The organism is Amycolatopsis lexingtonensis, from assembly GCF_014873755.1.
In the GTDB taxonomy this organism is placed as follows: Bacteria; Actinomycetota; Actinomycetes; order Mycobacteriales; family Pseudonocardiaceae; genus Amycolatopsis; species Amycolatopsis lexingtonensis.
This window is the reverse complement of record NZ_JADBEG010000001.1, coordinates 10,318,910-10,344,481: the sequence shown is the minus strand read 5'-3', so window position 1 is coordinate 10,344,481 and position 25,572 is coordinate 10,318,910. Positions and strand designations below refer to the sequence as shown.

Sequence of the window (25,572 nt, the reverse complement as noted above, 5' to 3'; positions counted from 1 at the left end):
GGCGCGGTAGACCCTGGGGGTCGATCTACCGCCGCCGCGGCTGCCGCCGGACCGAGGGGGGAGGTGCCCGGCGGAGCTCGTGTCTTCCCAGTGGCGCGCCGAAACGTTCGGTGGCGCGTTAGTAAACGAGAGTAACGGGTCGGAGTGTGATCGCGCCATAACTGGGCGCAAATTCGCGGGTTTTTTCGGGGTTGATCTTTTCAGTGCCAGCGGGTGGTCAGGGCCCCTAGCGCGCCGAGGGCGACCGCCGCGGCGGTGGAGGTGCGCAGGACGGTCGTGCCGAGGCGGACGGCTCGGGCGCCGGCTTCGCGCAGGGTGGTGAGCTCGTCGTCGGTGATGCCGCCTTCGGGGCCGACGACGAGGAGGAGGTCGCCGGTGTCGGGGAGGGTCAAGTCGGTGAGGCGGTCGGGGACGTCGGATTCGAGCACGACGGCCAGGGAGGTGGTGGCGATGAGGTCGGCGAGCTCGCGGGTGGTGACGGGCTCGGTGACGGCGGGGACGTGGGCGCGGCGGGCTTGCTTGGCGGCGGCGCGGGCGGTGGCGCGCCAGCGGGCGAGGGCTTTGTCGCCGCGGCCGCCGTCGTCCCACTTGGCGACGCTGCGGGCGGCGCGCCAGGGTACGACGGCGTCGACGCCGGCTTCGGTGGCGAGTTCGACGGCGAGTTCGCCGCGGTCGCCCTTGGCGAGGGCTTGGGCGAGGACGACGCGCAGGGCGGGCGGTTCCTCGGTCCAGCTTTCCTCGACGGTGAGGGTCAGGGCCGCGTCCCGCCCGGGCTGGACGGCTTCGACGATGCAACGCGCCATGGCGCCGGCGCCGTCGGAGAGCACCAGCCGCTCCCCCGCGCGCAGGCGGCGGACGGTGGCCGCGTGCCGGGCTTCCTCGCCGTCGAGCACCGTCCGCCCGGAGGCGGGGACGGTCTCGGCGAGGAAGACCGGCAGGGTGGTGTCGGGCACGGTCAGCGGTGGTTCTTGGCGCGCAGCTTGGAGAACAGGCCGCCGTGCTTGCCGTTCGACGACAGCGTCGGGGCTTCCTCGCCGCGCTGCTGGGCCAGCTCGACGAGCAGCTCGCGCTGGGCGTCGTCGAGCTTGGTCGGGACCTGGACGTCGATGTGGACGTGCAGGTCGCCGCGGCCGTCGACGCGGCCGGAGGAGCGCAGCCGGGGCATGCCCTTGCCGGTGAGGACGAGCTCGGCGTTGGGCTGGGTGCCGGGTTCGATGTCGAGTTCGTAGTCGCCGTCGACGAGGGTCGCGATGGGCACGGTGGCGCCGAGCGCGGCGGTCGTCATCGGGATGCGGAAGTTGCAGTGCAGGTCGTGGCCCTGGCGGACGAAGACCTCGTGCGGGGTCTCGTCGATCTCGACGTAGAGGTCGCCCGCCGGGCCGCCGCCGGGGCCGACCTCGCCCTGGCCGGAGAGGCGGATGCGCATGCCGTCGCCGACGCCCGGCGGGATCTTGGCGGTGACGTTGCGGCGGGCGCGGACGCGGCCGTCGCCGCCGCACTGGCGGCAGGGGTCGGGGATGACCTCGCCGAAGCCGCGGCAGACCGGGCAGGGGCGGGCCGTGACGACCTGGCCGAGGAAGGACCGCTGGACGGACTGGACTTCGCCGGCGCCGCCGCAGGTGTCGCAGGTCTTGACCGAGGTGCCCTCGGACGTGCCCGCGCCGCGGCAGAGGTCGCAGACGATGGCCGTGTCGACGGCGATTTCCTTGTCGACGCCGGTCGCGCACTCCTCGAGGGTGAGGCCGAGCCGGATGAGGGCGTCGGAGCCGGGCTGGACGCGGCTGCGCGGGCCACGGCCGCGGCCGCCACCACCGCCGCCCGCCGCGCCGAAGAAGGCGTCCATGATGTCGCCGAGGCCGCCGAAGCCGGCGAACGGGTCGCCGCCGCCCCCGCCGCGCGCGCCGCCGTCCATCGGGTCGCCGCCGAGGTCGACGATCTTGCGCTTCTGCGGGTCCGACAGCACCTCGTAGGCCGTGGTGACCTCGCCGAACTTGTGCTGGGCGTCTTCCGACGGGTTGACGTCGGGGTGCAGCTCCCTGGCCAGCTTCCGGTACGCGCGCTTGATCTCCTGATCGCTCGCGTTCTTCGCCACCCCGAGGATGCCGTAGTAGTCCCTCGCCACCGTCTTCGCTTCTCCTTCTGCTCTGCCCGGCTCAGCGGCCGTGCAGGATCTGCCCCACGTAGTTGGCGACCGCGCGCACCGCGGCGATCGTGCCGGGGTAGTCCATCCGGGTCGGGCCGACCACCCCCATGCCGCCGAGCACCATGTCCTGGCCGTAGCCGATCGACACGACCGAGGTGCTGCGCATCTGCTCGTCTTCATTTTCCTCACCGATGCGCACCGTGATCGCACCGGGGTTGCGCGCGGCGGCCAGCAGCTTGAGCACGACGACCTGTTCCTCGAGGGCTTCGAGGACCTGGCGCAGCGAACCCGGGAAGTCGGCGACGTTGCGGGTGAGGTTGGCGGTACCGCCGAGGACCAGGCGTTCTTCGGGGTGCTCGGCCAGCGATTCGACCAGGACCGTCGTGACGCGGATGAGCGCGTCGCGCAGCTCGCCGGGCGACTTGTCGGGCAGCTCGGCGACCCGCGCCGCGGCGTCGTTCAGCCGCCGCCCGGCCATCGCCGCGTTGAGGACGGTCCGGAGCCGGCTGACGTCGTCTTCGGTGACGACGTCGCCGAGGTCGACCGTCCGCTGGTCGACGCGCCCGTTGTCGGTGATCAGCACCAGCATCAGGCGCGCCGGGGTGAGCGGCACGACTTCGAGGTGCCGCACCTTGGCGTTGGTCAGCATCGGGTACTGGACGACGGCGACCTGCCGGGTCAGCTGCGCGAGCAGCCGCACCGAGCGGCGGAGGACGTCGTCGAGGTCGGTGCCGCTGTCGAGGAAGGTGGTGATCGCCCGGCGCTCGGCGGCGCTCAGCGGCTTGACCTCGGAGAGCCGGTCGACGAAGAGCCGGTACCCCTTGTCGGTGGGCACGCGCCCGGCGCTCGTGTGCGGCTGGGTGATGTAGCCCTCTTCTTCGAGGGTGGCCATGTCGTTGCGCACGGTGGCGCTCGACACGCCCAGGTTGTGCCGCTCGACGATCGCCTTCGACCCGACCGGCTCCTGGTTGGAGACGTAGTCGGCGACGATCGCACGCAGCACGTCGAAGCGGCGCTCCTCCGCGTTGGCCACCGGTCCTCACCTACCTCGTTTCGCTGCCGACCCCGAGTTTACGGAAGCCTGAGCCGATCGTGCTCAACCCCGGTCGTCGTCGCGGGGTGGTGGAGGCAGGGTCGCGCACGAGCGGAGGTCTCGCCGATCGAGCCGCACCCGCCGCCGGGCTCGCCCGAAGGTCTTGAATGACTCATTCAGGTCTTCGGAGGTCCTGAATGAGTCATTCAAGACGCCCGCCGCGCGGATCGTGCTCGGCCCGGGCAGCGCCGGTCGGGTAAAGGGTGTCCAAATCAATTCCCATGTGCTGTTCTCGAATCGAATTCCCGGGTTGATGGGGGAACCGAAAAGCGGTTTGCTGCCTCTGATCCGCATGCCCTTCCCGACTTCCGAGGTCGCCGTGAACCGAATTGAACCGGCTTCGGCCGGAATGCCCGAAATCGCCCGGCGCGCGGCCGAGGCGAAGGCCCGGCTCGAACACGTCTCGGCGACCGCCTCGAGTCCCGACGGGGCCGTCACGGTCACCGTCAACACCAGCGGTGCGCTGCAGGAACTCACCTTCGGCCCGCGCGCCGACGAGCTGCCGCGGGCCCGGCTCGCCCAGGCCGTCCTCGCGGCCGCCAAGCGCGCTCAGGTCGACGCCGCGCAGCAGCTGACCGCGATCATGGCGCCGGTGATCGGGCCCGACAGCGACGCGATGCATTTCCTCCAGGAGCAGATCCCCGCGCCCGAATTGCCCGAAGAAGCGGAAAAACCACCGCGCTGGGAATTCACCGCCGCCGAGCCCGCGACACCGCCGCCGCCACCGCCCGTGCGTCCGGTCCGGCCGCGGCCGGACGACGACGAGGACTTCGGCGGCCCGATCCTGCGCCGGGGGCTCTGATGGCGCTGAAGGTCGACTTCGACGTCCTCGGCGGGCACGAGGACGAGATCCGCGAGATCGCCGACAAGGTCCAGCAGGCCCTCGACGCCGCCGGCAGCGCGCAAGCGCTCGACTTCGACGCGTTCGGGCTGATCGGGCAGGTGTTCGCGGTGCCGATCCAGATCTGGACGAGCCAGGCCGAGGACTTCCTCCGCTCGGCCGTCGACGCCGGGCACGAGGTCGCCGACCGGGTGAAGACCGCCCACGGCGCCTTCACCGAGCACGAACAGACGACGAAGTGCCTGATCGAAGGCATCGGCAAGGAGCTGCCGGCATGACCGAGACGCAGGAGAACCCCCTGGTCGCGACCAGCGAGCCGAGCAGCGGCTTCTGGAGCGGCATGGGCGACTCGTCCAAAGGCGAGCTCGACAACGTCAACGCCCAGACCGGCGGCGCGGGCATCTTCAGCGACGCCGCCTCGACGCTGACCGACGCCCGCAACGGCGACTGGGGCAACCTCGCGATGGACGTCGGCACCGACGCCCTCGACCTGCTCGGCGCGGCGATGGACCCGCTCGGCTCGCTCGCGAGCGCCGGCGTCGGCTGGCTGATCGAGCACATCAGCTTCCTCAAGGACGGCCTCGACAAGCTCGCCGGCAAGCCCGAAGCCGTCACCGCCAAGGCCGTGACCTGGTCGAACATCTCGAAGCAGCTCACCGAAACGGCCGAGCAGTACGAGCAGCAGGCGAAGAAGGTCCAGCAGTCCTTCAGCGACTGCGGGTCCGCCGAGGCGTACCAGAAGACGGCGGAGAGCTACGTCGGCGTCCTGCGCGGAGCGGCTTCGCACGCCGACAGCGCGTCGACGGCGATGAACGTCGGCGCCGCGCTGGTCGGCACCGAGCGCGGGCTGATCCGCGACATGATTTCGTCGTTCGTGGGCGAGCTGATCGTCAAGGCGCTGGCCGCGCTGGCGGCGTCGTGGTGCACCTTCGGTGGCACGATCGCGGCGTTCATCGCCGACACGGTCGTCGAAGGCGGGGTCCTCGCCGAGAAGATCAGCACGCGGATCGCGAAGATCGTCGAGAAGCTCGAGGGACTGGCCAAGGGTGCCGGCAAGTCGAAGGCGGCGCTCGAAGGCGCGGCGAACGCCCTCAAGAAGGTCGGCAAGGGCGTCGACAAGATCGTGGACAAGAGCGTCGACACCGCCGCGAACATCGAGCGGCGGGCCAACGAGCTGAAGCAGGCGGGCAAGGAGGCGAAGTCCGCCGAGGAGACGGCCAAAGGGTGGAGCGACGCCGCCAAGGAGCACGTCCCCGGCCGTGAGAAGGTCGAGGGGCTCGGCGACAAGCTCTCCGACGACGGCCGCAGCTTCCTCAGCCAGAAGGAGTGGCGCGAGGGCGGCGGCAAGGTCCCGGGGTTCAACCTCGCCGACGGCGTCGGCGTCGCCACCGAAGGGCGCCGCCAGGAGAACGAGCAGATCGACCGCTACCACGAAGGCCAAGAGGCCTACGAGAAGGAACACCCGGAGGGTGAAGGCGAGTGACCGCGGCCGGGCAGGCGGAGGTGGAGCTGGCCAACCGGCAGGGCCGGCTCCACCCCTCGCAGCGGGGGAAGGTGCTCGACGGCTCGTTCTGGCTGGCCGCGATCGTCGGGATCGCGGCGCTCGTCGTCGCCGTGGTCATCCCGCTCTCCACGATCGACACCCGGTTCGGCGCCCGGCTCGCCGGGGCCACGGTGGCCGCGGCCCTCGGCACGGCGCTCCCCCTCCTCGCGCTGGCCGCGTGGCTCGCGTTCGTCTGCGGGCGCCGGCTGGCCGACGTCCGGGACGGGCGGCTGGTCGCGATCACCGGCTGGACCCACGACTTCGGCAGGCAGCGGCCCGACCGCGAGTACCCGATCGTGCTCTCCACGCGGCTCAGCAAGGGCATGAACGAGCACCACTACCTCACGGCGGGCGGGAAGGAGTTCCAGCTCTACCGCACGACGGACCTGCGGATCCAGCCGGACCGGAACAACACCGTCCTGCTGACCCCGCGGGCCCGGGTGCTGATCACCGTCCTGCCGGCGTAAGCCGCGGCTCGATCGCCAGGTCGCCGCGGGTGACCGCGCGGATGTGGTCGCTGCCGAGCAGGTCGTGCGGGTAGCCGAGGTCGATCGCGCTCACCTCGTCGAGCCGGGCCAGCTGCTCCGGCGTGAACTCGACGCCGAGGGCGCCCAGGTTGCCCTCCAGCTGGGCGAGCGTGCGGGCGCCGACGACCGGCGCCGTCACGGCCGGGTTCCGCAGGGTCCAGGCCAGCGCGACCTGGGCGGGCGTGTGCCCCGCTTCGGCCGCGACCTCGGTCACGACGTCGGCGATGGCGAGCGTGCGGTCGGTGACCATGCCCAGCCCGGCGTTGAAGCTCCGGCGGGTGCTCTTCTCGGTACCGGCACCGCGGTACTTGCCCGACAGCACGCCGCCGCCCAGCGGCGAGTACGGCGTCACGCCGAGGCCCAGCTCCCGCGCCATCGGGATCAGGTCGCGTTCGGCGTCCCGCCGGATCAGGCTGTACTCGACCTGCAGCGCGATCAGCGGCGTCCAGCCCCGCAGGTCCGCGATCGCCTGCATCCGCGAGACCTCCCAGGCCGGGACGTTGGACATCGCCAGGTACCGGACCTTGCCCTGGCGGACCAGGTCGTCGAGGCCGCGCAGGATCTCCTCGACCGGCGTCGTGAAGTCCCAGACGTGCAGGTGCAGCAGGTCGAGGTAGTCCGTGCCCAGCTGCCGGAGGCTGGCCTCCACCGACGCGAACAGGCTCTTGCGGTGCGGGCCGCCGGAGTTCGGGTCGCCGGGCCGCAGCAGCGTCGTGTACTTGGTCGCCAGCACCAGGCTTTCGCGGTGCTCGCGGGCGAATTCGCCGAGCAACCGCTCGGAGCTGCCGTCGGTGTACGTCGGCGCCGTGTCGAGGAAATTGCCGCCGCGCTCGACGTAGGTGTCGAACAGCTTGCGTGCCTCGGCCGCCTCCGCGCCCCAGCCCCACTCGGTGCCGAAGGTGGCCGTGCCCAGCGCCAGCGGGGAAACCCGCAGCCCGGACCGGCCCAGCAGCCGGTAGGTGTCGAGGGTGAGCGCCATCGGGGTCCTCCTGTGTCGGTGATCGTCTTCGGGCACCAGCCTCTGCCCGCGACGCGCCGGAGGTAAGGGAAGGACCTTCCTGGGAACAGCGCTCCCACCCTGCCGGTTGGACCCGGCATGAGCACCGCCACCGTGGAGCTGGCCGCGTTCCTGCGGACCCGGCGGGAACGCCTGGACCCGCGTGACTTCGACCTGCCCGTGCGCCGGTCGCGGCGGACGCCGGGACTGCGCCGCGAAGAGGTCGCCGAGCTGGCCGGGGTCAGCGTCGACTACGTCGTGCGGCTGGAGCAGGCACGCGGGTTGCGGCCGTCGGCGGCCGTGGTGGAAGCGCTGTCCGGGGCGTTGCGCCTGACCGCAGCCGAGCGCGCCTACTTCTTCGACCTGGCCCGGCAGCGCCCCCGCGCCACCGGGGAACCCGCCACCACCGCGGTGCCGTCGCTCGCGCGGCTGGTCGAGGACCTCTCGCCGCTGCCGGCCATGCTGATGAACCACCGCTTCGACATCCTGGCCTGGAACGACGGGATGGCACGGCTGCTGCTGGACTTCGGCACCCTGCCGCCGTCGCGGCGCAACGCGATGTGGCTGTGCCTGCTGCACCCGGAGATCCGCGAGTACTACGTCGACCGCGAACGCGTCGTGCGCGAGGGGATCGCCCACCTGCGCACCGCGTGGGCCGCGCACCCCGAGGACGAGGTGCTGACCGGCCTGATCGCCGAATGCACCGAGGGCAACGAGGAGTTCGCGCGGCTGTGGGCCGAGCGGGACGTGCAGGTCAACGGCCGCGGGAGCAAGGTGCTGCGCCACCCCGGCGCCGGGGTGATCGCCGTGGACTTCGAGGTCCTGCTGCCCTTGCAGGACACCGACCAGCGGCTGATGATCGGCCGTCCCGCGGACGACGAAAGCCGTTCGGCCCTCGCCGTCCGCGGCGGCGCGTAGCTCAGGAGTTGCGCGGGAAGCCCAGGTTCACCCCGGCGTGCGAGCGGTCCGGCCACCGCGACGTCACGACCTTCGTCCGGGTGAAGAAGTGGAAGCCTTCCGGCCCGTACGCGTGGCTGTCGCCGAACAGCGAGTCCTTCCAGCCGCCGAAGGAGTAGTAGCCGACCGGGACCGGGATCGGCACGTTGACGCCGACCATGCCGACCTCGACCTCGTTCTGGAACTTCCGCGCGGCCGCGCCGTCGCCGGTGAAGATGGCCGTGCCGTTGCCGTACGGGTTCGCGTTGATCAGGGCCAGCGCGTCGTCGTAGGACGCCGCGCGCGCCACCGAAAGCACCGGGCCGAAGATCTCGTCGGTGTAGATCGACATCTCCGGGCGGACGTGGTCGAACAGCGTCGGGCCGAGCCAGAAGCCGTCGCCGGGCACCTCGATGCCCCGGCCGTCCACGACCAGTGCCGCGCCCGACTCGACGCCGGCGTCCACATAGGACGCCACGCGCTCGTGGTGCGCCTTGGTGACCAGCGGGCCCATCTCGGACTCGGGGTCGCGGCCGTCGCCGACGCGCAGCCGCGCCATCCGCTCGGAGATCTTCGCGACCAGCTCGTCGCCGACCGGGTCGACGGCGACGACCACCGACACCGCCATGCAGCGCTCCCCCGCGGAGCCGAACCCGGCCGACACCGCGGCGTCCGCGGCGAGGTCGAGGTCGGCGTCCGGCAGCACGACCATGTGGTTCTTGGCCCCGCCGAGCGCCTGGACGCGCTTGCCGTGCCGGGTGCCGGTTTCGTAGACGTAGCGCGCGATCGGCGTCGAGCCGACGAACGAGATCGCCTTGACGTCGGCGTGTTCCAGCAGGCCGTCGACCGCGGCCTTGTCGCCGTGCAGCACGTTGAGCGCGCCCGCGGGCAGCCCGGCTTCGGCGAACAGCTCGGCGATGAACACCGCCGCCGACGGGTCCTTCTCGCTCGGCTTGAGCACCACGGTGTTCCCACAGGCCAGCGCGTTCGGGACGAACCACAGCGGCACCATGGCCGGGAAGTTGAACGGCGAGATCACGCCGACCACGCCGAGCGGCTGGGCGATCGAGTAGACGTCGACGCCGGTGGAGGCGTTCTCGCTGAAACCGCCCTTGAGCAGCTGGGCGGCGCCGCAGGCGTACTCGACGTTCTCGATCGCGCGGGCGATCTCCCCCGCCGCGTCCGACTCGACCTTGCCGTGCTCGCTCGTGATGATCTTCGCCAGCTCGTGCTTGCGGGCCGAGAGCAGCTCGCGGAAGGCGAACAGCACCCGCGTCCGCCCCGCCAGCGACGTCCCGCGCCAGCCCGGCAGCGCCGCCTTGGCCGCGGCGACGGCGGCTTCGATCTCGGCGTCGCCGGCGAAGTCGACCTGCGCGCGGACCTCGCCGGTGGCCGGGTCGAACACGTCGCCGCTGCGCGCGGGCGTCCCGGTGAACGGCTTGCCGTCGATCCAGTGGCTGATGCGGTCGCTCACGGCGGTGCGCTCCTTCGCTCGGGGGACGTCCACCCGAGTCTCCGGGCGCGCGCCACGCGGACGCCATCGGCAACGTGTACGCCAGTTGCCTCCCGGCCGTACAGTCTGTCCCTGCCGATGCTGTGTCTCTGGTTACCAATCCGACCACAGTCACGGCCGCATGACGTCGTACCTCGGGTTACGTGCTGCTCGGGGCGGGCGGCCTACTTTTGGCCAGATTGGTAACACCGAGGAGCCATGTACCCGACCGTCGCCGAGGCGCTCGCCCTGCCGGTGCTGCGCCAGGGCCGCCCGCACGTCGTCGCCGGCGCGGCCGGGCTGGACGCGCCGGTGCGCTGGGCGCACGTCGCCGAGGTCGCCGACATCGCGCACCTGCTGCGCGGCGGCGAGCTGGTGCTGACCACCGGGGTCGCCCTGCCCGACGACGGCCCGGCGCTGGCCCGCTACGTCGCCGACCTGGCCGGGGTCGGCGCCGCCGGCGTCGTGATCGAGCTGGTCCGGCACTGGAGCGACAAGCTGCCCGCCGCGCTGGTCGAGGCGGCCGAGGAGCACGGCCTGCCGCTGGTCACGCTCTCACGCGAGACGCGGTTCGTGAGCGTCACCGAAGCGGTGAACGGCCAGATCGTCGACGCCCAGGTCGCCGAGCTGCGCGCCGCCGAGCGCGTGCACGAGACGTTCACCGCGCTGACCGTCGCGGGCGCCGAACCCGGCGTCGTGCTGGGCGAAGTCGCGCGGCTCACCGAGCTGCCGGTGGTGCTCGAGACGCTGTCGCACGAGTTGCTCGCCTACGACGCGGCCGGCACCGACCCGGCCGAGCTGCTGACCGGCTGGCCGTCGCGCTCGCGGGTGGTCCAGGTCGGCGAGCGGACCGGTTACCACCCCGGGTCGGGCTGGCTGGTCACCGTGGTCGGCGCGCGCGGGCACGACTGGGGCCGGCTGGTCCTCGTCTGCGCCGACCAGCCGCCGCACCGGCACCGGGTGGTCGCCGAGCGGGCGGCGTCCGCGCTGGCCGTGCACCGGCTGGTCGCCAAGGACTCCGACGGCCTCGAACGGCAGGCCCACCGCGCGGTGCTCACCGAGCTGCTCGCCTCGCCGGCGCCGTCTTCGGAGCTGCTGGCGCGGGCCTCGGCGCTCGCCGTGCCGCTGGCCGGGCGGCAGCTGGTCGGGCTGGCGGTCCGGCCGCGGCTGACCGGCACCCGCCCGGCGCTGTCCACGCCGCCGGTGCTGCGCGAGCTGGCCGAGGCGACGGTGCTGGCGGCCCGCCGCGCGAAGGTGTCGGCGCTGGTCGCCACCGACGACCTCGGGGTGCGGGCGCTGCTCGCGCTGTCGCGGGAGGCGAACGCCGACGCCGTGCTGCACCGGCTCGCCACCGACGTCCACGAGGCCAGGGGCAGCGCGCCCGGCGTGCTCGCGGTCGGCACCACGGTGTCGTCGCCCGCCGAAGCGCACCGGACGTTGAAGGAGGCGGCGCACGTCGCGGCGGCCGCGCTCGGGGCGGGCGACGAGCGCGTGCTGCACCGCCTGTCCGACGTCCGCCTGCGCGGCCTGCTGCACCTGCTGGCGGGCGACGAGCGGGTGACGGCGTTCGCGCACCGGGAACTGGGCCCGCTGCTGCAGCGGGACGCCGCCACGGGCAGCCGGCTCGTCCAGGCGTTGCGGCACTACTGCGAGCAGGGCGGCAACAAGTCGGCGGCGGCCGCGGCCGCGCACACCTCCCGGACGGCGTACTACCAGCAGCTCGCCCGGATCGAGCAGGTCCTCGGCGTCCGGCTGGAGGACCCGGAGTCGATGCTCTCGCTCTACGTCGCCCTGCTGGCGTCGGACCTCACCCGGCCGAGTGAAGAAGACTCACCCGGACGTGGAGCACAGTGATCGACCCGGGGCTGCCGATGACACCGATATGGCCCTACTCCCCTTCGCTGCCTGCTTGATGAGCCTGAGCTGCCTCGCCCCCGCGCAGCCACCGGCGTCGACGCTGCAGCTGACCACCCACGACACCGCGAACCGGATCGGCTCGGTCGTGCTCACGTGCGAACCCAACGGCGGCACGCACCCGAAGCGCGACAAGGCGTGCGCGGTGCTCGCCGGCGCGAACGGCGACTTCTCGAAGATCAACGCCCGGCACCAGGCCTGCACGCTGATCTACGCCCCGGTGGACGTCACGGCGGTGGGCACCTGGCGCGGCAAGCCGGTGTCGTTCCACGCGACGTACCCGAACCGCTGCGCCGCCGACCGCGACTCGGACGACGTCTTCGCCTTCTGAACCCCGGACGCGCGGAAGCCGCCGGACCGCCCCCACGACGGCCCGGTGGCTTCCGCGCATGTGGTTAACCACGCCTGACCGGCCGGTCCGGTTCAGCCGCAGCGCCCGAGAGGTACGTCACGTGCCGAAGCGCGGGCGAGGTTCCAGGCGGGCCAGCCGTCCGCGGTGTCGCCGGCGGCCAGCACCTGCCGCAGCACGCAGGTGCGCAGCGGCTCCGGCAGCCGCGCCTCGACGACCGGCACGACGTCGGCGGAGAACCCGGCCAGGTACCGGTGATCCAGCGGCTTCCCGGCGGCCGCCCGATCGAGGTTGGCCTCGGCGATGAGCCGTTCCGGATCGAGCAGGGCGAGCCCGAGCAGCGCGACGGCAGCCGTCCCGATCGCGGCGCGCGGCAGCCACGCCGGGCGCAACCGGACCAGCGACAGCAGGACGAGGACGAACACGGCGCCGAACCACAGCTCGCAGACCTCGACCAGCAGCCGCAGCACGGTGAAGCCGTACGCCTCCTGGTAGGTCCCCATGCGGCTGAGCGCCGAGCCGACGAGCACGAGGCTCAACGCGCTCAGCGCGCCGAGCAGGACGCGCTGCCGGAGCCGGTCGGCTTTCGTGGCGTTCGGCGCCCAGCGCAGGGCCGCGGCGACGATGGCGAGCGTGAGCACGGTGACGGCGCAGAGCTGCCAGAAGCCGCTGCGGGCATACTCGGCCGACGTCAGGCCGCTGGTGCGCAGGACGTATTCGGTGCCGCCGAAGAGCACGACCAGCCGGACGGCGACGAAGACGCTGAACAGCAGGATGAGGACGACGAGCGGGACCGTCCATTCCAGACCGTATTTTGTCCTTTTCGGACTCTCTGTTTCGGCTTTTTCGGCCGGTGCGGCCAGGAAGTAGCACGCCCCGGCCACGAGCAGCGCGACGACGGCGAAGACCACGCCCCACCGCACGAGCACGGCGGGACTGAGATCGGGAATCACGGCGGCGACGACGGCGGCGAAGGCGGCATCGGCACTGGCGAGCAGCGGAACGAAGACGGCGACGAGCACGGCGGCCCCGAGCACGGCGAGCGCGATCCGCCGCGCGACCCCGTCCCGGCGGGCGGCGAAGCGCCCGAGCCCGCGACCGGCCCACGGGATGGCGCGGAGGGCTTCCAGGGGGAGCGCGAGCATGTCGTAGAGGACACTGTGGACGGTCCGGGGACCGACGACGGCCAGGGAGCCGGCGACGATGGCGGCGGGTACGCAGAGGGCGAAGAGCCAGCCGGAGGCGCGGAAGGTGCCGACACTCAGGAGGGCGAGGGCCAGGAGGGCCCAGCTCGCGCTTGCCCAGGTGAAGCGACCTCGGTTGGCGACGGCCACGGCGGTCGTGATGGCGAGGGCGGCGAGGAGCCAGCCGATTCCGGGGCGGTCTACGGGGAGGACGAGGGCCCCGGCGATCCCGGCCACGGCGGCGGCGGGGAGGACGGCCGGGGGCAGGGGGACGGTTGCGGACTTGGGTGGCGGGAGCTCGCGGAGGAGAACGGGTGGGGCGGCTATGGCTACGCCGCCCGGTGCTGGGGCTCCTGGCATCCCGGTCGCCCAGGCGTTTCCGCCGGGTCGCGTCCACGCACCGGCAGTTCCCGCGGTCGCACGGGCTCCCGCAGCACCAGCTCGACCTGCGGCCTCGTCCGGACCCGCACCTGCCGCACCCATCGCCTTCTCGCCGCTCGCGATCACCTGGCGCTTGCCCCGCGGCACCCCCTTCCCCTCACCGGACTTCCCGGCCCCACCCACACTGCTCTTCGGCATCCCACCCACTCCTAACGTTCACATTCGCAAATACCCACACCCGGCCGCCACTCCGGTGTCTTGAATGAGTCATTCAGGACCCCCAGCGTCCTGAATGACTCATTCAAGACACCGCGAAAGTCAGCCGGTCGGCAAAGTCACCCGGATCCGGGAGCCCGGCGAAGAATCGACCACCCCGATGGTCCCCCCGTGCAGCTCCACCGCCCACCGGGCGATCGCCAGCCCCAGCCCCGTCCCGCCGCCGGACGGCCGCTCGCCCCGGGTGAACCGCTCGAACACCCGCACCCGATCGGCGGGCGCGATCCCCGGCCCTTCGTCGCACACGTCGATGCGCACCTCGCCCGGCCGGACCTCGGCCAGCACCCGCACCGAACCTCCCGCCGGGCCGTGGCGGACCGCGTTCTCCAGCAGGTTCGCCACCACTTGAAACAGCCGCCCGCGGTCCGCGGTCACCAGTACGTCCGGAGCCGACACCGAAAAACTCACCCCGCGCACCAGCGCCGCCTCGGAGACCGCCTCCGAAAGCAGCGAAGAGAGCGAGAACGAAGTCTTGTGCAGCGGGATCGCCCCCGCGTCCAGCCGCGACAGGTCGAGGAGCTCGTCCACCAGTGTCGCCAGCCGCTCGGTCTGCTGCAACGCCGTCTTCAACGTGGCCGGGTCCGGGTCTTCGACGCCGTCGACCAGGTTCTCCAGCACGCCGTTCAACGCCGTGATCGGCGTCCGCAGCTCGTGGGACACGTTCGCGATCAGCTCGCGGCGCTGCCGGTCCGCGTCGCCCAAGTCTCCCGCCATCTGGTTGAACGCCGACGCGAGCGAGCCCACCTCGTCCCGCGTGGTCGCGCGGATCCGCCGCGTGTAGTCGCCCTTCGCCATCGCACGGGCCGCCGCCGTCATCTCCCGCAACGGCCGCGTCATCCCGTGGGCCAGCAGCTGCGACAGCACCAGCGCCAGCACCATCGCGGTGATCGTCGTCTTGGGCGGCAGCCAGCCGATCTGCCAGTTGAAGAACGCGAACGCGACGCCGCCGGACGCGACCATCAGGATCGCCAGCTTCAGCTTGATCGACCGGATGCGGTCCAGCGGCCGCGGCACGAGGTTCACGATCCCGCCTCCAACGCGTAGCCGACGCCGTGCACCGTGCGGATCAGGTCCGCCCCGAGCTTCCGCCGCAGCGCCTTGATGTGGCTGTCGACCGCGCGGGTGCCCGCGGACGTGCCGTGGACGTCCCAGTCCCACACCTCCGACAGCAGCCGTTCCCGCGGCTGCACCGCCCGCGGCCGCCGCGCGAAGTGCACCAGCAGGTCGAACTCGATCGGCGTCAGCTGCGCCGCCACCCCCGCCCGCGCCACCCGCCGCTGGTCCACGTCGATCTCGAGGTCGCCCAGCACGATCCGCGTGCCCGTGGCGGACGCCGAACGGTCGACCCGCCGCAGCAGCGCGTGCACGCGCGCGGTCAGCACCCGCATCGAGAACGGCTTCGTGAGGTAGTCATCGGCGCCGACCCCCAGCCCGACCAGCAGGTCCGTCTCGTCGGCGCGCGCGGTCAGCATGAGGACCGGCACCGGACGGCGGCCCTGGATCCGGCGGCAGACCTCCAGGCCGTCGAACCCCGGCAGCATCACGTCCAGCACCACGAGGTCCGGCTCCGAAGCCGCGTCCGCCTCGACCGCCGCCGGCCCGTCGTGGGCGACGTCCACGGTGAACCCCTCGGCCCGCAGCCGGGCCGCGATCGACGCGGCGATCGTGGCGTCGTCCTCGACGACGAGCACCCGCCGTCCACCCAGTTCCATGGCCACGACCCTATGCACCCCCGGTGGAGACGGTCCGCGTGAAGTGTGGAGATCCTGTGGAGACGTTTCACCCGCTTTGCCGGTTCGTAACGGCCGGATGTGTGACGCAGGTCATGCACCCCGACGCCGGTTCGCGCAATCGACAGACTGCACTCCAGGCCGTGGAAGAGTGAACACTCTGCCGTTGCCCCGGCGATGACCAGGCGCGCAGGATGCCGCAATGGCGCCGACACCCGCAGACCAGCGCGTGCACGACGACGGACGGGTCGAGCTCGACCCCGCCGACGTCGGGTCTCTCGAAGGCAGCCGGTTCTTCAACGAAGAGCTGGCCCCCGTCCCCGTCGACAAACGGACCTGGACCACCTACAACTACTTCGCGCTCTGGATGGGGATGGCGCACAACATCCCCAGCTACGCATTGGCCGCCTCACTCATCGCCCTGGGCATGAACTGGGTGCAGGCGCTGATCACGATCACCATCGGCAACCTGATCGTGCTCGTGCCGATGCTGCTCAACAGCCACGCCGGCACGAAGTACGGCATCCCGTTCCCGGTGTTCGCCCGCGCGTTCTACGGCCTGCGCGGCGCCAACCTGGCCGCGCTGCTGCGCGCGTTCATCGCGTGCGGCTGGTTCGGCATCCAGACCTGGGTCGGCGGCGAGGCCATCTACGTCATCCTCGGGCGCCTGCTCGGCTCGTGGTGGCGAGACTCCTCGGTGATCGCCGGCCAGCACTGGACGCTGTGGCTGTCCTTCGTGGTCTTCTGGATCGGCCAGATGCTCATCATCTGGCGCGGCATGGAGGCGGTCCGCCGGTTCGAGAACTGGACGGCGCCGCTGGTGTCCGTCGGCTTCCTGATCATGCTCGGGTACGTGCTGGTCAAGGCGGGCGGGCTCGGCCCGATCCTGTCCGACGGCGGCAAGCTCGGCTGGGGCCCGGACTTCTGGAAGGTGTTCGCGCCGTCGCTGATGGCGATGATCGCGTTCTGGTCGACGCTGTCGCTCAACATGCCGGACTTCACCCGCTTCGGCGGCAGCCAGCGCAAGCAGGTCCGCGGCCAGATCCTCGGCCTGCCCACCACGATGACGTTCATCGCGATCGTGGCCATCCTGACGACGTCGGGCGGCCACGTCCTCTACGGCGAGGACATCTGGGACCCGGCGCAGCTGGCCGACAAGTTCTCCAGCCCGGTCGTGGTGGTCGTCGCGCTGGTCGCGCTGGTGCTCGCCACGATCTCGGCGAACCTGGCGGCCAACGTCGTCAGCCCGTCCTACGACTTCTCGAACGCCTTCCCGAAGAAGATCACGTTCGCCGTCGGCGGCGGCATCACCGGCGTCATCGGCATCCTGATCCAGCCGTGGCGGCTCTACTCCGACCCGAACATCTACATCTTCGCCTGGCTCGGCTTCTACGGCGGCCTGCTCGGCGCGGTGGCCGGGGTGCTCGTCGCGGGCTACTGGGTGATCGCCCGCACCAAGCTCAAGCTGAAGGACCTCTACACACCCGATGGGGTGTATTGGTTCAGCGGCGGCTGGAACTGGCGCGCACTGGTCGCCACGCTGGTCGGAGCCGTCTTGGCGGTCGGCGGCGCGTACGGCGGGCCGTTCCCCGACGCCGGCCTGATCCCGTTCCTCAAGCCCCTTTACGACTACAACTGGGTGGTCGGCTTCGTCGGCGCGTTCGTCGTCTTCGCCGCCCTGTCCAAGTCCGCCAACAACGAGGAGGAAGCAAGTGAGCGTCGTCCGAGCCGGATTGATCCAGCAGCGGTGGACGGGTGACAAGGAGTCCATGATCAAGGCGGCGGTCGACCACATCGCCACCGCCGCCTCGCAGGGCGCCCAGGTCGTCTGCCTCCAGGAACTGTTCTACGGGCCGTACTTCTGCCAGGTGCAGGACACCGACTACTACTCCTACACCGAGGGCATCCCGGACGGCCCGACGACCAAGCTCATGCAGGAGGTGGCCGAGCGCCACGGCGTGGTGCTGGTCGTGCCGATGTACGAGGTCGAGCAGCCGGGCGTGTACTACAACACCGCCGCGGTGATCGACGCCGACGGCACGTACCTCGGCAAGCACCGCAAGAACCACATCCCGCAGGTCAAGGGCTTCTGGGAGAAGTTCTACTTCCGGCCCGGGAACCTGGGCTACCCGGTGTTCGACACCGCCGTGGGCCGCATCGGCGTCTACATCTGCTACGAGCGGCACTTCCCGGAGGGCTGGCGCGCGCTGGGCCTGGCCGGGGCGAAGATCGTGTTCAACCCGTCGGCGACCAGCCGCGGGCTGTCGCAGTACCTGTGGCGGCTCGAGCAGCCGGCGGCCGCGGTGGCGAACGAGTACTTCGTCGGCGCGATCAACCGCGTCGGCAAGGAACCGCTGGGCGACAACGACTTCTACGGCCAGACGTACTTCGCCGACCCGCGCGGGCAGCTGATCGGCGACGCCGCGTCGGACACCGAAGACGAGGTCGTCGTGCGCGACCTCGACATGGCGCAGCTCGACGAGGTCCGGGACCTGTGGGCGTTCTACCGCGACCGCCGCCCGGACACCTACGGCCCCCTCACGGAGGCCTGATGACCACGCTCATCAGTGGTGGCCAGGTCGTTTCGCCGTCCGGCGCGCTGCTCGCGGACGTCCTCGTCGACGGCGAGACCATCGCCGCCGTCGGGGCGCCCGGGACGCTGACCGGCGACGAGACGATCGACGCCACCGGCAAGTACGTGCTGCCCGGCGGCATCGACGCGCACACGCACATGGAGATGCCGTTCGGCGGCACCCACTCCGTCGACAGCTTCTCGACCGGGACCACGGCGGCGGCCTGGGGCGGCACGACGACGATCATCGACTTCGCCGTGCAGGCCAAGGGCACGTCGCTGCTGTCCACACTGGACAAGTGGCACGCGAAGGCCGACGGCAACTGCGCGATCGACTACGGCTTCCACATGATCGTCAGCGACGTCAACGACCAGTCGCTGAAGGAGATGGAAGCCTGCGTCGACGCCGGGGTCGGCAGCTTCAAGATGTTCATGGCCTACCCCGGGGTGTTCTACTCCACCGACGGCGAAATCCTGCTGGCCATGCAGAAGGCGCGCGAGATCGGCGCCACGATCATGATGCACGCGGAGAACGGCATCGCGATCGACCAGCTGGCGGCGCAGGCGTTCGAGGCCGGGAAGATCGACCCCGTCCAGCACGGCTTGACGCGGCCGCCGGAGCTGGAGGGCGAGGCGACCTCGCGCGCGATCCAGCTGGCGAAGGTGACCGGCTCGCCGCTGTACATCGTGCACTTGTCGGCGTCGCAAGCGCTGGCGGCGGTCGCGGAAGCGCGCAACGACGGCCAGAACGTGTTCGCGGAGACGTGCCCGCAGTACCTGTACTTGTCCATTGAGGACCTGGCGAAGCCGGACTTCGAGGGCGCGAAGTACGTCGCTTCCCCGCCGCTGCGGGAGAAGTCGCACCAGGCCGACCTGTGGCGGGGCCTGCGGACGAACGACCTGTCCGTGGTGTCCACCGACCACTGCCCCTTCTGTTTCAAGGACCAGAAGGAGCTGGGCCGCGGCGACTTCCGCGCGATCCCGAACGGGATGCCGGGTGTCGAACACCGGATGGACCTGCTGCACCAGGGCGTCGTCGCCGGTGAGCTGACACTCGGGCGCTGGGTCGAGACGTGCTCGGCGACGCCGGCGCGGATGTTCGGCCTGTACCCGCGCAAGGGCGTCATCGCGGCGGGTTCGGACGCGGACATCGTGATCTACGACCCCGCCGCCACGCAGACGTTGTCCGCGGAGACGCACCACATGAACGTGGACTACTCGGCGTACGAAGGGTTCGAGATCACCGGTCGCGTGCACACCGTGCTCTCCCGCGGGCGCGTTGTCGTGTCGCCGGACGGGTTCACCGGGTCGACGTCACACGGGAAGTTCCTGTCCCGTTCGCTGAACCAGTACCTGAACTGAGGTAGCGATGGACTTCGGAATCGTGCTGCAGACGGACCCGCCCGCGCGGGACGTCGTGCGGCTGATGAAGGACGCCGAGGACGCCGGGTTCCGCTACGGCTGGACGTTCGACTCCTGCGTGCTGTGGCAGGAGCCGTTCGTCATCTACTCGGCGATCCTCGCGGCGACGTCGTCGCTGGTCGTCGGGCCGATGGTGACCAGCCCCGGCACGCGCGACTGGTCGGTGATGGCGTCGACGTTCGCGACCCTCAACGACATGTACGGCAACCGGACGGTCTGTGGCATCGGCCGCGGCGACTCCGCGCACCGGGTCGTCGGGAAGCCACCGTCCACTTTGGCCACCGTGCGCGACTGCATGCGCGTGGTCAAGGACCTCGCCGAAGGCCGCGCGGTGGAAATGAACGAGAAGACCGTGCAGATCCCGTGGATCCGCAACGGGCGGCTCGAGATGTGGATGGCCGGGTACGGGCCGAAAGCGCTGCAGACGGTCGGCGAGCACGCCGACGGCTTCATCCTGCAGTGCGCGGACCCGGCGATCGCGCGCTGGACGATCGGCGCGGTGCGCGACGCCGCACGGGCCGCCGGCCGCGACCCGGGTGGCATCACGATCTGCGTCGCGGCCCCGGCGTACGTCGGCGACGACCTGCCGCACCAGCGCGAGCAGCTGCGCTGGTTCGGCGGGATGGTCGGCAACCACGTGGCGGACCTGGTGGCGCGCTACGGGTCTTCGGGTGCGGTACCGAAGGAGCTGACCGACTACATCCGCGAGCGCGAGGGGTACGACTACAGCCATCACGGCAAGGCGGGCAACCCGTCGACGGAGTTCGTGCCGGACGAGATCGTCGACCGGTTCTGCCTGCTGGGCCCGGCCTCGGCGCACGTGGAACGGTTGCAGGAGCTGGCGGAGCTGGGCGTGGACCAGTTCTCGCTGTACTTGATGCACGACGACCGCGAAACGACATTGGCGTCCTACGGCTCGCAGATCATCCCGAAGCTCACCGCGTAGGGCCCGCCCTACCCCGGTTCCGGGGGTGCGCACCAGCGCGCCCCCGGCCCCGGCGGCGGGACGATCGGGGCCATGAATTCTCCGAAACTCCGTGCTGCGCTGGCTCTGGGGGCCGTCGCCAGCGCGGTCGCCCTCTGTGCGCCCGCGGCCGCGGCGAGCCCCGCCGGAATCGTCTGGGAAGACTCCTGCCCGGCCGGCTACCAGTGCGGCCACCTCGACGTCCCACTGTCCTATCAGGATTCCTCGGCCGGCACCGTGTCGATCGCCGTCGGCCGGTTGCCCGCCACCGATCAGGCCCGCAAGCTGGGCACCATCTTCTACAACCCGGGCGGCCCCGGCTCGTCCGGCCGGTTCGCGCCCGCGTTGACGCCCTTCCTGCACGAGCGCTACGACATCGTCGGGTTCGACCCGCGCGGTGTCGGCGCGAGTGCGAAGATCCACTGCTTCACCGACCCGTCGCAGCTCGCGGTGCTCCAGCGCGCGCTCGGCACGTTCCCGCTGACGCGCACGGCCGAGCAGCAGCAGATCGCGGACACGAAAACCGTGACGGACCTGTGCGAACAGAACGCGAGCCCGCTGGCGAACCACCTCTCCACCGGCACGATCGCTCGCGACCTCGACCGGCTGCGGGCCGCGTTCGGCGAGCCGAAACTGCGGTACTACGGGAAGTCGTACGGCACCTACCTCGGCGAGACCTACGCCAACCTGTTCCCCGGCCGGGTGGGGTCCCTGGCGCTCGACGCGGTCGACGACCCGGTGCGCTGGGCGACCGGCTCCGGCCCGATGAGCTATCGCCTGCGCGGCTACGAAGACGGTCCTCGCGCCCTGCAGTCCTTTTTGGACGCGTGCGGGACGCGCTGCGCGTTCGACTACGACGCGACCCTGGATCGGCTGGCGTCGGGTCCGATCACCGTGACGGACACTGCGGGCAAGCAGATAGTCGTCACCTACCAAAGCGCGATCGCGACGATCCACAACTACCTGACCAACGCGCAGGCCGCCCCGCAACTGGCCGCGTTCCTGACCGCGCTGGCCGACCCGGCGTCGCGCGCACCGGCGTCGGCGGGCGGCCCACCGGACATCGATTCCCTTCTCGGCGGCGGCGCGACGCTCTGTTCGGACGCGGCGAACCCGCGCGATCCCGCCGTGTGGTGGGACTACGCGGGGAAAGCCGACCAGGTCGGCCGCGGCTTCGGCCCCTACGACGTCTTTAAGACGCTCCCCTGCGCCACCTGGGACGTCTCGGACCCCGGCCGCTACGCCGGGCCGTGGAATCGCCCGACGGCGCCGATCCTGCTCCTCGCGAACCGCCAGGGTGACCTGGAAACTCCGTACGCCGGGGCCCAGCGCACCGAAAAGCTGCTGGCCAACGCGCGACTGCTGACCCTCGACACGTACGGCCACGGTTCACGCGGCAAGAGCGCGTGCGTCGACGCAGCGCTCGACCGCTATTTCGGTACGGGTGCGGTACCCGCCCGCGGCGCGCTCTGCGCCCCGGACGCGGGCCCCTTCGGCTGACGGCGGACCGCGGTGGCCGGGACGGCCCCGGCCACCCTCCGGTCACTCGCCGGTGCCCTCTTCGGGCTTCTCCGCGTTCTCGGGAGTCGCCAGGTGGTCGACCTCGATGGTCCATTCCTTGGCCAGCGCGGCGATCGCCCCGATCGCGGTGACCACCGGAGCGGCGATCGCGGCCACCACACCCGCCGTGACCGGGATCTCCAGCACCGTGTGGCCCTCGTCGTTCTTGACCCGGATCCGGCGCACGTTGCCCTGGTGGATGAGTTCCTTGACCCGCGCGACCAGCTCCTGGCCGCGGAACCGCTCGGTCCGCTTCGTCGTCGGGCTGTCGACCGTCATGTTCGTTCCTCCTCGGGATGGGCTTGCGCCCCGAGTCTGCGCGGGCCCGCCGTGGCGGGTGAAGAGCTGATCGTCCTCGCCCGCGGGCCTAAAGTCACCTCTGGGCCGTCGAGCGGAGGTAAGCCATCGCCGCTTCGGGATCCCCGAGCCAGCCTTCGTAGTCGGCGGGGTTCTCGAAGAGGTGCGCGAACCGGTGCGCCACTTCGGGAACGCGCTGCGCGGTGTCCAATGTGGCCAGTACGTGGTCCGCCGGCGGGGCCAGGAGGTCGTTGTTGAAGCGCGTCGCGTGCCGGGCGTGCCGCCAGTAGCGGGCGAAGGCGTCGTGCATGAACTCCTCGTCGAACGGCCGGTCGGCGCGCTCGACGATGGCGTCCTGGTACGCCCGCGCCGCCCGCGCGGCCATGTTGGCGCCCTGGCCGCCGACCGGGTCGTTGGTCACCGCGGTGTCGCCCATCGCGAGGACCTTCGCCCCGGACGGCAGGGTGCCCACCGGGTGCCGGACGATCGGCGTGATCCGGCCGTGCAGCAGATCGGCGGGTCCCGCCGGCCGGGCGTCGTCGAGCAACGCGGCCTGCCACGGGTAGTGCGCGCGCAATAGCTTCCGGGCGGTCTCGTAGTGCTGTTCGACGTCGGCGACCTCGTCCCAGACGTCCATCGGCCCGCCGGGCACGCCGAAGAAGCCGAGGCCGTGCACGGGCCCGCGCACCGAAAGCCCCGGCAGCAGGAAGAACTCGCCGACCTGGGACATCCCGAACGTCAGGCCGGGTACCACGTCGAGTTCCCCGGTGACGTAGAAGATCCCGATCGCCCGCTGCGGCTCGCGGTAGGGCGACCGCTCGTCGTCGCGCGGGAAGAGCGCGTCGAACTGCGCGCCGCGCCCGGCCGCGACGATGAGCAGCTCGAACTCGCGGGCGCACTCGTCCAGCTCCTCCGGGGTGACCCGGCGGATCCGCAGGTCGCCGCCGAGGCGTTGGAATTCCGCCAGCCAGTCCGAAACCTTGACGCGCTGGTCGACCGACTGGGCGGGCCGGTCGAGCCCGACGCCCCAGGACATCGCGGGTTCGGTGCCCGCGCCCGCGGCCGCGAAGTCGATTTCGCGGATCGGCGGCGCTTCGGCGTCCCAGAAGTTGATGCCGAGTTCGCGTTCCCGCTGGAGCGCGGGGGCGAAGAGGCACTGGTTGGAGATGAGCCGCCCGGCCCGCACCTCTTCCGCGGGGCGTTCGGCGAACACGGTGACGTCGTAGCCCAGTTGGCGCAATCCGATGGCGAGAACCAATCCCGCTTGCCCCGCTCCGACGATCCCGATCCGCCGCATGGCCGCCCCTCCCCCGGAAACCCTGTGCTCCCAACGTACTCGTCGCGGACGGTCAGCGGTACGCGTCGTGCTCGGCTTCCTGCCGGACGGCCTCCAGCGCGTCACGCAACTCGGCGAGCCCGACGGAGCCGAGGGCCAGCCGGAGCGCCTGGGGCGCGGTGGGCGTCGTCGCGAACGGCTCGGCGGTGGTGACCGCGACCCGCCGCCGCGCCAGGGCCGCCGCGATCCGGTCCGGGCGCGAATCCGGGGCCAGCGGCAGCCACAGGAAGTACGACGAGGGGTGTGTGCGCACGGGGAGCCCGGCGAACACCTCGGCGGCGATGGCCTGCCGCTGCCGGGCGTCTTCGCGCTTGCGTGCTTCGAGGCGGTCGACCGTGCCGTCCTCGAGCCAGCGGCGGGCGAGCTCCGCGGTCAGCGCGGGCGTGTTCCAGGTCGTGGCCCGGATGGCGCGTTCGAGCGACGGCACGAGCGCGTCCGGCGAGGCGACGAACCCGAACCGCAGCCCGGTCGCGACGTTCTTCGACAGCCCGGACACGTACACGGTGGTTTCGGGCGCCAGCGCCGCGAGCGGAGGCGGCGCGTCCTCGGCGAGGTAGGCGTAGGAAGCGTCCTCGATGATCGTCAGTCCGTGCGTGCGAGCGAGCGAAACGAGCCGCGCGCGGCCGGCCGCGTCGAGGACCCAGCCCAGCGGGTTGTGCAGGGTCGGCATCGCGTACACCGCGCGAACCCGGCGACGGCGGCACAGCCGCTCGAGGACGTCGAGATCCGGCCCGCCCGCGGTCACCGGCAGCGGCGCGGGTTCCAGCCCGAGCGTGCGCGCGAGCACGCGGAACCCGGGGTAGGTGAGGGCGTCGACGGCGACGACGTCACCCGGCTGGAACAGGGTCATGGCCGTGATCGCGAGCCCGTGCTGGGCGCCGTCGACGATGAGCACCCGCTCCCGGCCGACGTCCAGCCCCCGCCGCCGCAGGTGCCGGGCGACGGCGGCGCGATCGTGCGCGCGCCCGCGGTGGGGCTGGTAACGCAGCAGCGCATCGAGGTCGCCGGCGGTGGCGAGGTCGCGCAGTGCCTGGCGCAGCAGATCGGCCTGCCCGGGCACGGCGGGGCGGTTGAAGCTGAGATCGAGCGCGTCGGCGGCGACGGACCGCTCCTCGGCGGCCTCGCCGATGGCGGGGTCGCGGACGAAGGTGCCCCGCCCCTGCTCGCAGCTCACCAGCCCCATCGCTTCGAGCTCGGCGTACACGCGGGACGCGGTGACCACGGCGATGCCCTGGTCCGACGCCAGCCGCCGGTGCGTGGGCAGCTTCGTCCCGGCGGGCCAGTGGCCGTCCCGGATCTGCCGGGCGAGGGTGTCGACGACGCCTTTGTACTTCGGTACGCGCACCCACCGGATTGTAGGCAGGACAATTCTTGGACTGTCCTGGATGAGCGGTCTTAGCGTGGCGGGCATGCACACCGCGATCCTGACCTTCGACGGCTACAACGAACTCGACTCCCTGATCGCACTGGGCGTCCTCAACCGCACGGGCTCGCGGGTGTCGATCGCCAGCCCGGCGCCGCGGGTGACGTCGATGAACGGCGTGCTCTTGCACGCGATGATCGATCTCGAGGAGGCTTGCGCGGCCGACGCGGTGATCATCGGGAGCGGGGTGCGTACCCGTGAGGTGGTGGAGGACACGGCGATCATGGGGGTGTTGAGCCGTCTCGACCCGGCTCGCCAGCTGTTGGCGGCACAGTGTTCGGGGACGCTGGTGCTGGCGAAGCTTGGGCTGCTCGGTGGGGTGCCGGCGTGCACGGACCTCACGTCGAAGCCTTGGGTGGTCGCGGCGGGGGTCGAGGTGCTGGACCAGCCGTTCTTCGCGCGCGGCAATGTGGCTACGGCGGGTGGGTGTTTGGCTTCGGCGTATCTGGCGACTTGGGTGATCGCGCGGCTGCACGGGGTGGAGGCTGCGGAGAGTGCGATGCATTATGTGGCGCCGGTTGGGGAGAAGGAGGAGTACGTGGCGCGGGCGATGCGGAACGTGACGCCGTACCTGGAACCGGCGCTGAGGTAG

General features: G+C 71.5%; 24 protein-coding genes. 13 read left to right on the top strand and 11 right to left on the bottom strand.

From position 1 onward, the window contains the following. Nucleotides 1–200 precede the first annotated feature (200 nt). From H4696_RS47560 to hrcA, 3 genes are read right to left on the bottom strand one after another with little or no spacing between them, the layout of a single operon-like run. Nucleotides 201–953, bottom strand: coding sequence for a 16S rRNA (uracil(1498)-N(3))-methyltransferase (locus H4696_RS47560; protein ID WP_086865525.1), 753 nt, complete (start codon nucleotides 951–953; stop codon nucleotides 201–203). 2 nt (nucleotides 954–955) lie between these two features. Continuing rightward, entirely contained in the window at nucleotides 956–2,122 is a 1,167-nt protein-coding gene (gene dnaJ, locus H4696_RS47555) for a molecular chaperone DnaJ (protein WP_086865524.1), read from the bottom strand. A 31-nt stretch (nucleotides 2,123–2,153) separates the two neighbouring features. Next, nucleotides 2,154–3,176 carry a heat-inducible transcriptional repressor HrcA gene (gene hrcA, locus H4696_RS47550; RefSeq protein WP_086865523.1) on the bottom strand — a complete coding sequence of 341 codons (1,023 nt, stop codon included), beginning with the start codon at nucleotides 3,174–3,176 and terminating at the stop codon, nucleotides 2,154–2,156. A gap of 163 nt (nucleotides 3,177–3,339) precedes the next feature. On the opposite strand from hrcA, the gene H4696_RS50590 reads away from it, so the two are divergent. From H4696_RS50590 to H4696_RS47530, 4 genes are read left to right on the top strand one after another with little or no spacing between them, the layout of a single operon-like run. After that, a complete protein-coding gene (locus tag H4696_RS50590) occupies nucleotides 3,340–4,038 on the top strand; it encodes a YbaB/EbfC family nucleoid-associated protein (RefSeq protein WP_225956017.1) in 699 nt (232 codons plus the stop codon). Further along, on the top strand, nucleotides 4,038–4,355 hold the full coding sequence (locus H4696_RS47540; RefSeq protein WP_086864529.1) for a type VII secretion target: 318 nt from the start codon (nucleotides 4,038–4,040) through the stop codon (nucleotides 4,353–4,355). Before H4696_RS50590 ends, H4696_RS47540 begins: the two co-directional genes overlap by 1 nt. Beyond that, a complete protein-coding gene (locus H4696_RS47535; RefSeq protein WP_086864528.1) occupies nucleotides 4,352–5,560 on the top strand; it encodes a hypothetical protein in 1,209 nt (402 codons plus the stop codon). Before H4696_RS47540 ends, H4696_RS47535 begins: the two co-directional genes overlap by 4 nt. After that, nucleotides 5,557–6,087, top strand: a complete 531-nt coding sequence (locus tag H4696_RS47530; protein ID WP_086864527.1) for a hypothetical protein — start codon at nucleotides 5,557–5,559, stop codon at nucleotides 6,085–6,087. The genes H4696_RS47535 and H4696_RS47530 overlap by 4 nt, the downstream gene beginning before the upstream one ends. Here H4696_RS47530 and H4696_RS47525 read toward each other — a convergent pair. Beyond that, nucleotides 6,068–7,126: an aldo/keto reductase gene (locus tag H4696_RS47525; protein ID WP_086864526.1), complete on the bottom strand. Its 1,059-nt coding sequence runs from the start codon at nucleotides 7,124–7,126 to the stop codon at nucleotides 6,068–6,070. The two genes, H4696_RS47530 and H4696_RS47525, sit on opposite strands and share 20 nt — an antisense overlap. Before the next feature lie 117 nt (nucleotides 7,127–7,243). Between H4696_RS47525 and H4696_RS47520 the strand changes: the two genes are divergently transcribed. Then, complete coding sequence (locus H4696_RS47520; RefSeq protein WP_086864525.1) at nucleotides 7,244–8,062, top strand: helix-turn-helix transcriptional regulator; 819 nt, start codon at nucleotides 7,244–7,246, stop codon at nucleotides 8,060–8,062. A gap of 1 nt (nucleotide 8,063) precedes the next feature. Here the strand turns inward: H4696_RS47520 and H4696_RS47515 are convergent, their stop codons facing one another. Further along, the gene (locus H4696_RS47515) at nucleotides 8,064–9,554 is read right to left on the bottom strand and encodes a CoA-acylating methylmalonate-semialdehyde dehydrogenase (RefSeq protein WP_192782935.1); all 1,491 of its coding nucleotides are present in this window, start codon (nucleotides 9,552–9,554) and stop codon (nucleotides 8,064–8,066) included. A 237-nt stretch (nucleotides 9,555–9,791) separates the two neighbouring features. Here H4696_RS47515 and H4696_RS47510 point away from each other — a divergent pair, with 237 nt between their 5' ends. Next, complete coding sequence (locus H4696_RS47510; RefSeq protein WP_192782934.1) at nucleotides 9,792–11,426, top strand: PucR family transcriptional regulator; 1,635 nt, start codon at nucleotides 9,792–9,794, stop codon at nucleotides 11,424–11,426. Between the two features lie 58 nt (nucleotides 11,427–11,484). Next, nucleotides 11,485–11,817: an SSI family serine proteinase inhibitor gene (locus tag H4696_RS47505; RefSeq protein WP_169735235.1), complete on the top strand. Its 333-nt coding sequence runs from the start codon at nucleotides 11,485–11,487 to the stop codon at nucleotides 11,815–11,817. Between the two features lie 92 nt (nucleotides 11,818–11,909). On the opposite strand, the gene H4696_RS47500 is transcribed toward H4696_RS47505, so the two are convergent. From H4696_RS47500 to H4696_RS47490, 3 genes are all read right to left on the bottom strand, one after another. Continuing rightward, complete coding sequence (locus H4696_RS47500) at nucleotides 11,910–13,256, bottom strand: DUF4153 domain-containing protein (RefSeq protein WP_338078731.1); 1,347 nt, start codon at nucleotides 13,254–13,256, stop codon at nucleotides 11,910–11,912. A gap of 462 nt (nucleotides 13,257–13,718) precedes the next feature. Continuing rightward, nucleotides 13,719–14,699, bottom strand: coding sequence for an ATP-binding protein (locus tag H4696_RS47495; RefSeq protein ID WP_192782932.1), 981 nt, complete (start codon nucleotides 14,697–14,699; stop codon nucleotides 13,719–13,721). After that, nucleotides 14,696–15,367: a response regulator gene (locus tag H4696_RS47490; protein WP_338064952.1), complete on the bottom strand. Its 672-nt coding sequence runs from the start codon at nucleotides 15,365–15,367 to the stop codon at nucleotides 14,696–14,698. Before H4696_RS47490 ends, H4696_RS47495 begins: the two co-directional genes overlap by 4 nt. Nucleotides 15,368–15,608: 241 nt before the next feature. On the opposite strand from H4696_RS47490, the gene H4696_RS47485 reads away from it, so the two are divergent. The 5 genes from H4696_RS47485 (at nucleotide 15,609) to H4696_RS47465 (ending at nucleotide 21,864) form a co-directional block, all read left to right on the top strand. After that, nucleotides 15,609–17,165 carry an NCS1 family nucleobase:cation symporter-1 gene (locus H4696_RS47485; protein WP_086863951.1) on the top strand — a complete coding sequence of 519 codons (1,557 nt, stop codon included), beginning with the start codon at nucleotides 15,609–15,611 and terminating at the stop codon, nucleotides 17,163–17,165. Nucleotides 17,166–17,175: 10 nt separating this feature from the next. Further along, nucleotides 17,176–17,958 carry a nitrilase-related carbon-nitrogen hydrolase gene (locus tag H4696_RS47480; RefSeq protein ID WP_249027179.1) on the top strand — a complete coding sequence of 261 codons (783 nt, stop codon included), beginning with the start codon at nucleotides 17,176–17,178 and terminating at the stop codon, nucleotides 17,956–17,958. Then, the gene (gene hydA / locus H4696_RS47475; protein ID WP_086863953.1) at nucleotides 17,958–19,340 is read left to right on the top strand and encodes a dihydropyrimidinase; all 1,383 of its coding nucleotides are present in this window, start codon (nucleotides 17,958–17,960) and stop codon (nucleotides 19,338–19,340) included. The genes H4696_RS47480 and hydA overlap by 1 nt, the downstream gene beginning before the upstream one ends. Nucleotides 19,341–19,347: 7 nt before the next feature. Further along, nucleotides 19,348–20,346 (top strand): TIGR03842 family LLM class F420-dependent oxidoreductase, encoded by a 999-nt coding sequence (locus tag H4696_RS47470; protein ID WP_086863954.1) that lies wholly within the window; start codon nucleotides 19,348–19,350, stop codon nucleotides 20,344–20,346. Between the two features lie 72 nt (nucleotides 20,347–20,418). Beyond that, on the top strand, nucleotides 20,419–21,864 hold the full coding sequence (locus H4696_RS47465) for an alpha/beta hydrolase (RefSeq protein ID WP_086863955.1): 1,446 nt from the start codon (nucleotides 20,419–20,421) through the stop codon (nucleotides 21,862–21,864). 42 nt (nucleotides 21,865–21,906) lie between these two features. Here H4696_RS47465 and H4696_RS47460 read toward each other — a convergent pair whose 3' ends face one another. From H4696_RS47460 to H4696_RS47450, 3 genes are all read right to left on the bottom strand, one after another. Continuing rightward, a complete protein-coding gene (locus H4696_RS47460; RefSeq protein ID WP_086863956.1) occupies nucleotides 21,907–22,203 on the bottom strand; it encodes a DUF4342 domain-containing protein in 297 nt (98 codons plus the stop codon). Nucleotides 22,204–22,297: 94 nt separating this feature from the next. Beyond that, on the bottom strand, nucleotides 22,298–23,518 hold the full coding sequence (locus H4696_RS47455) for a styrene monooxygenase/indole monooxygenase family protein (protein ID WP_086863957.1): 1,221 nt from the start codon (nucleotides 23,516–23,518) through the stop codon (nucleotides 22,298–22,300). Nucleotides 23,519–23,570: 52 nt separating this feature from the next. Next, nucleotides 23,571–24,902, bottom strand: a complete 1,332-nt coding sequence (locus tag H4696_RS47450) for an aminotransferase class I/II-fold pyridoxal phosphate-dependent enzyme (RefSeq protein WP_192782931.1) — start codon at nucleotides 24,900–24,902, stop codon at nucleotides 23,571–23,573. A gap of 64 nt (nucleotides 24,903–24,966) precedes the next feature. Between H4696_RS47450 and H4696_RS47445 the strand changes: the two genes are divergently transcribed. Continuing rightward, nucleotides 24,967–25,572, top strand: a complete 606-nt coding sequence (locus H4696_RS47445; protein WP_086860668.1) for a DJ-1/PfpI family protein — start codon at nucleotides 24,967–24,969, stop codon at nucleotides 25,570–25,572.

What these genes read in the sequence shown, in the direction of transcription:
- H4696_RS47540 (WP_086864529.1), top strand. Translation starts at nt 4,038, where the DNA reads ATGGCGCTGAAGGTCGACTTCGACGTCCTCGGCGGGCACGAGGACGAG.
- H4696_RS47535 (WP_086864528.1), top strand. Translation starts at nt 4,352, where the DNA reads ATGACCGAGACGCAGGAGAACCCCCTGGTCGCGACCAGCGAGCCGAGC.
- H4696_RS47525 (WP_086864526.1), bottom strand. Translation starts at nt 7,126, where the DNA reads ATGGCGCTCACCCTCGACACCTACCGGCTGCTGGGCCGGTCCGGGCTG.
- H4696_RS47520 (WP_086864525.1), top strand. Translation starts at nt 7,244, where the DNA reads ATGAGCACCGCCACCGTGGAGCTGGCCGCGTTCCTGCGGACCCGGCGG.
- H4696_RS47510 (WP_192782934.1), top strand. Translation starts at nt 9,792, where the DNA reads ATGTACCCGACCGTCGCCGAGGCGCTCGCCCTGCCGGTGCTGCGCCAG.
- H4696_RS47505 (WP_169735235.1), top strand. Translation starts at nt 11,485, where the DNA reads ATGAGCCTGAGCTGCCTCGCCCCCGCGCAGCCACCGGCGTCGACGCTG.
- H4696_RS47485 (WP_086863951.1), top strand. Translation starts at nt 15,609, where the DNA reads ATGGCGCCGACACCCGCAGACCAGCGCGTGCACGACGACGGACGGGTC.
- H4696_RS47480 (WP_249027179.1), top strand. Translation starts at nt 17,176, where the DNA reads ATGATCAAGGCGGCGGTCGACCACATCGCCACCGCCGCCTCGCAGGGC.
- hydA (WP_086863953.1), top strand. Translation starts at nt 17,958, where the DNA reads ATGACCACGCTCATCAGTGGTGGCCAGGTCGTTTCGCCGTCCGGCGCG.
- H4696_RS47470 (WP_086863954.1), top strand. Translation starts at nt 19,348, where the DNA reads ATGGACTTCGGAATCGTGCTGCAGACGGACCCGCCCGCGCGGGACGTC.
- H4696_RS47465 (WP_086863955.1), top strand. Translation starts at nt 20,419, where the DNA reads ATGAATTCTCCGAAACTCCGTGCTGCGCTGGCTCTGGGGGCCGTCGCC.
- H4696_RS47460 (WP_086863956.1), bottom strand. Translation starts at nt 22,203, where the DNA reads ATGACGGTCGACAGCCCGACGACGAAGCGGACCGAGCGGTTCCGCGGC.
- H4696_RS47455 (WP_086863957.1), bottom strand. Translation starts at nt 23,518, where the DNA reads ATGCGGCGGATCGGGATCGTCGGAGCGGGGCAAGCGGGATTGGTTCTC.
- H4696_RS47445 (WP_086860668.1), top strand. Translation starts at nt 24,967, where the DNA reads ATGCACACCGCGATCCTGACCTTCGACGGCTACAACGAACTCGACTCC.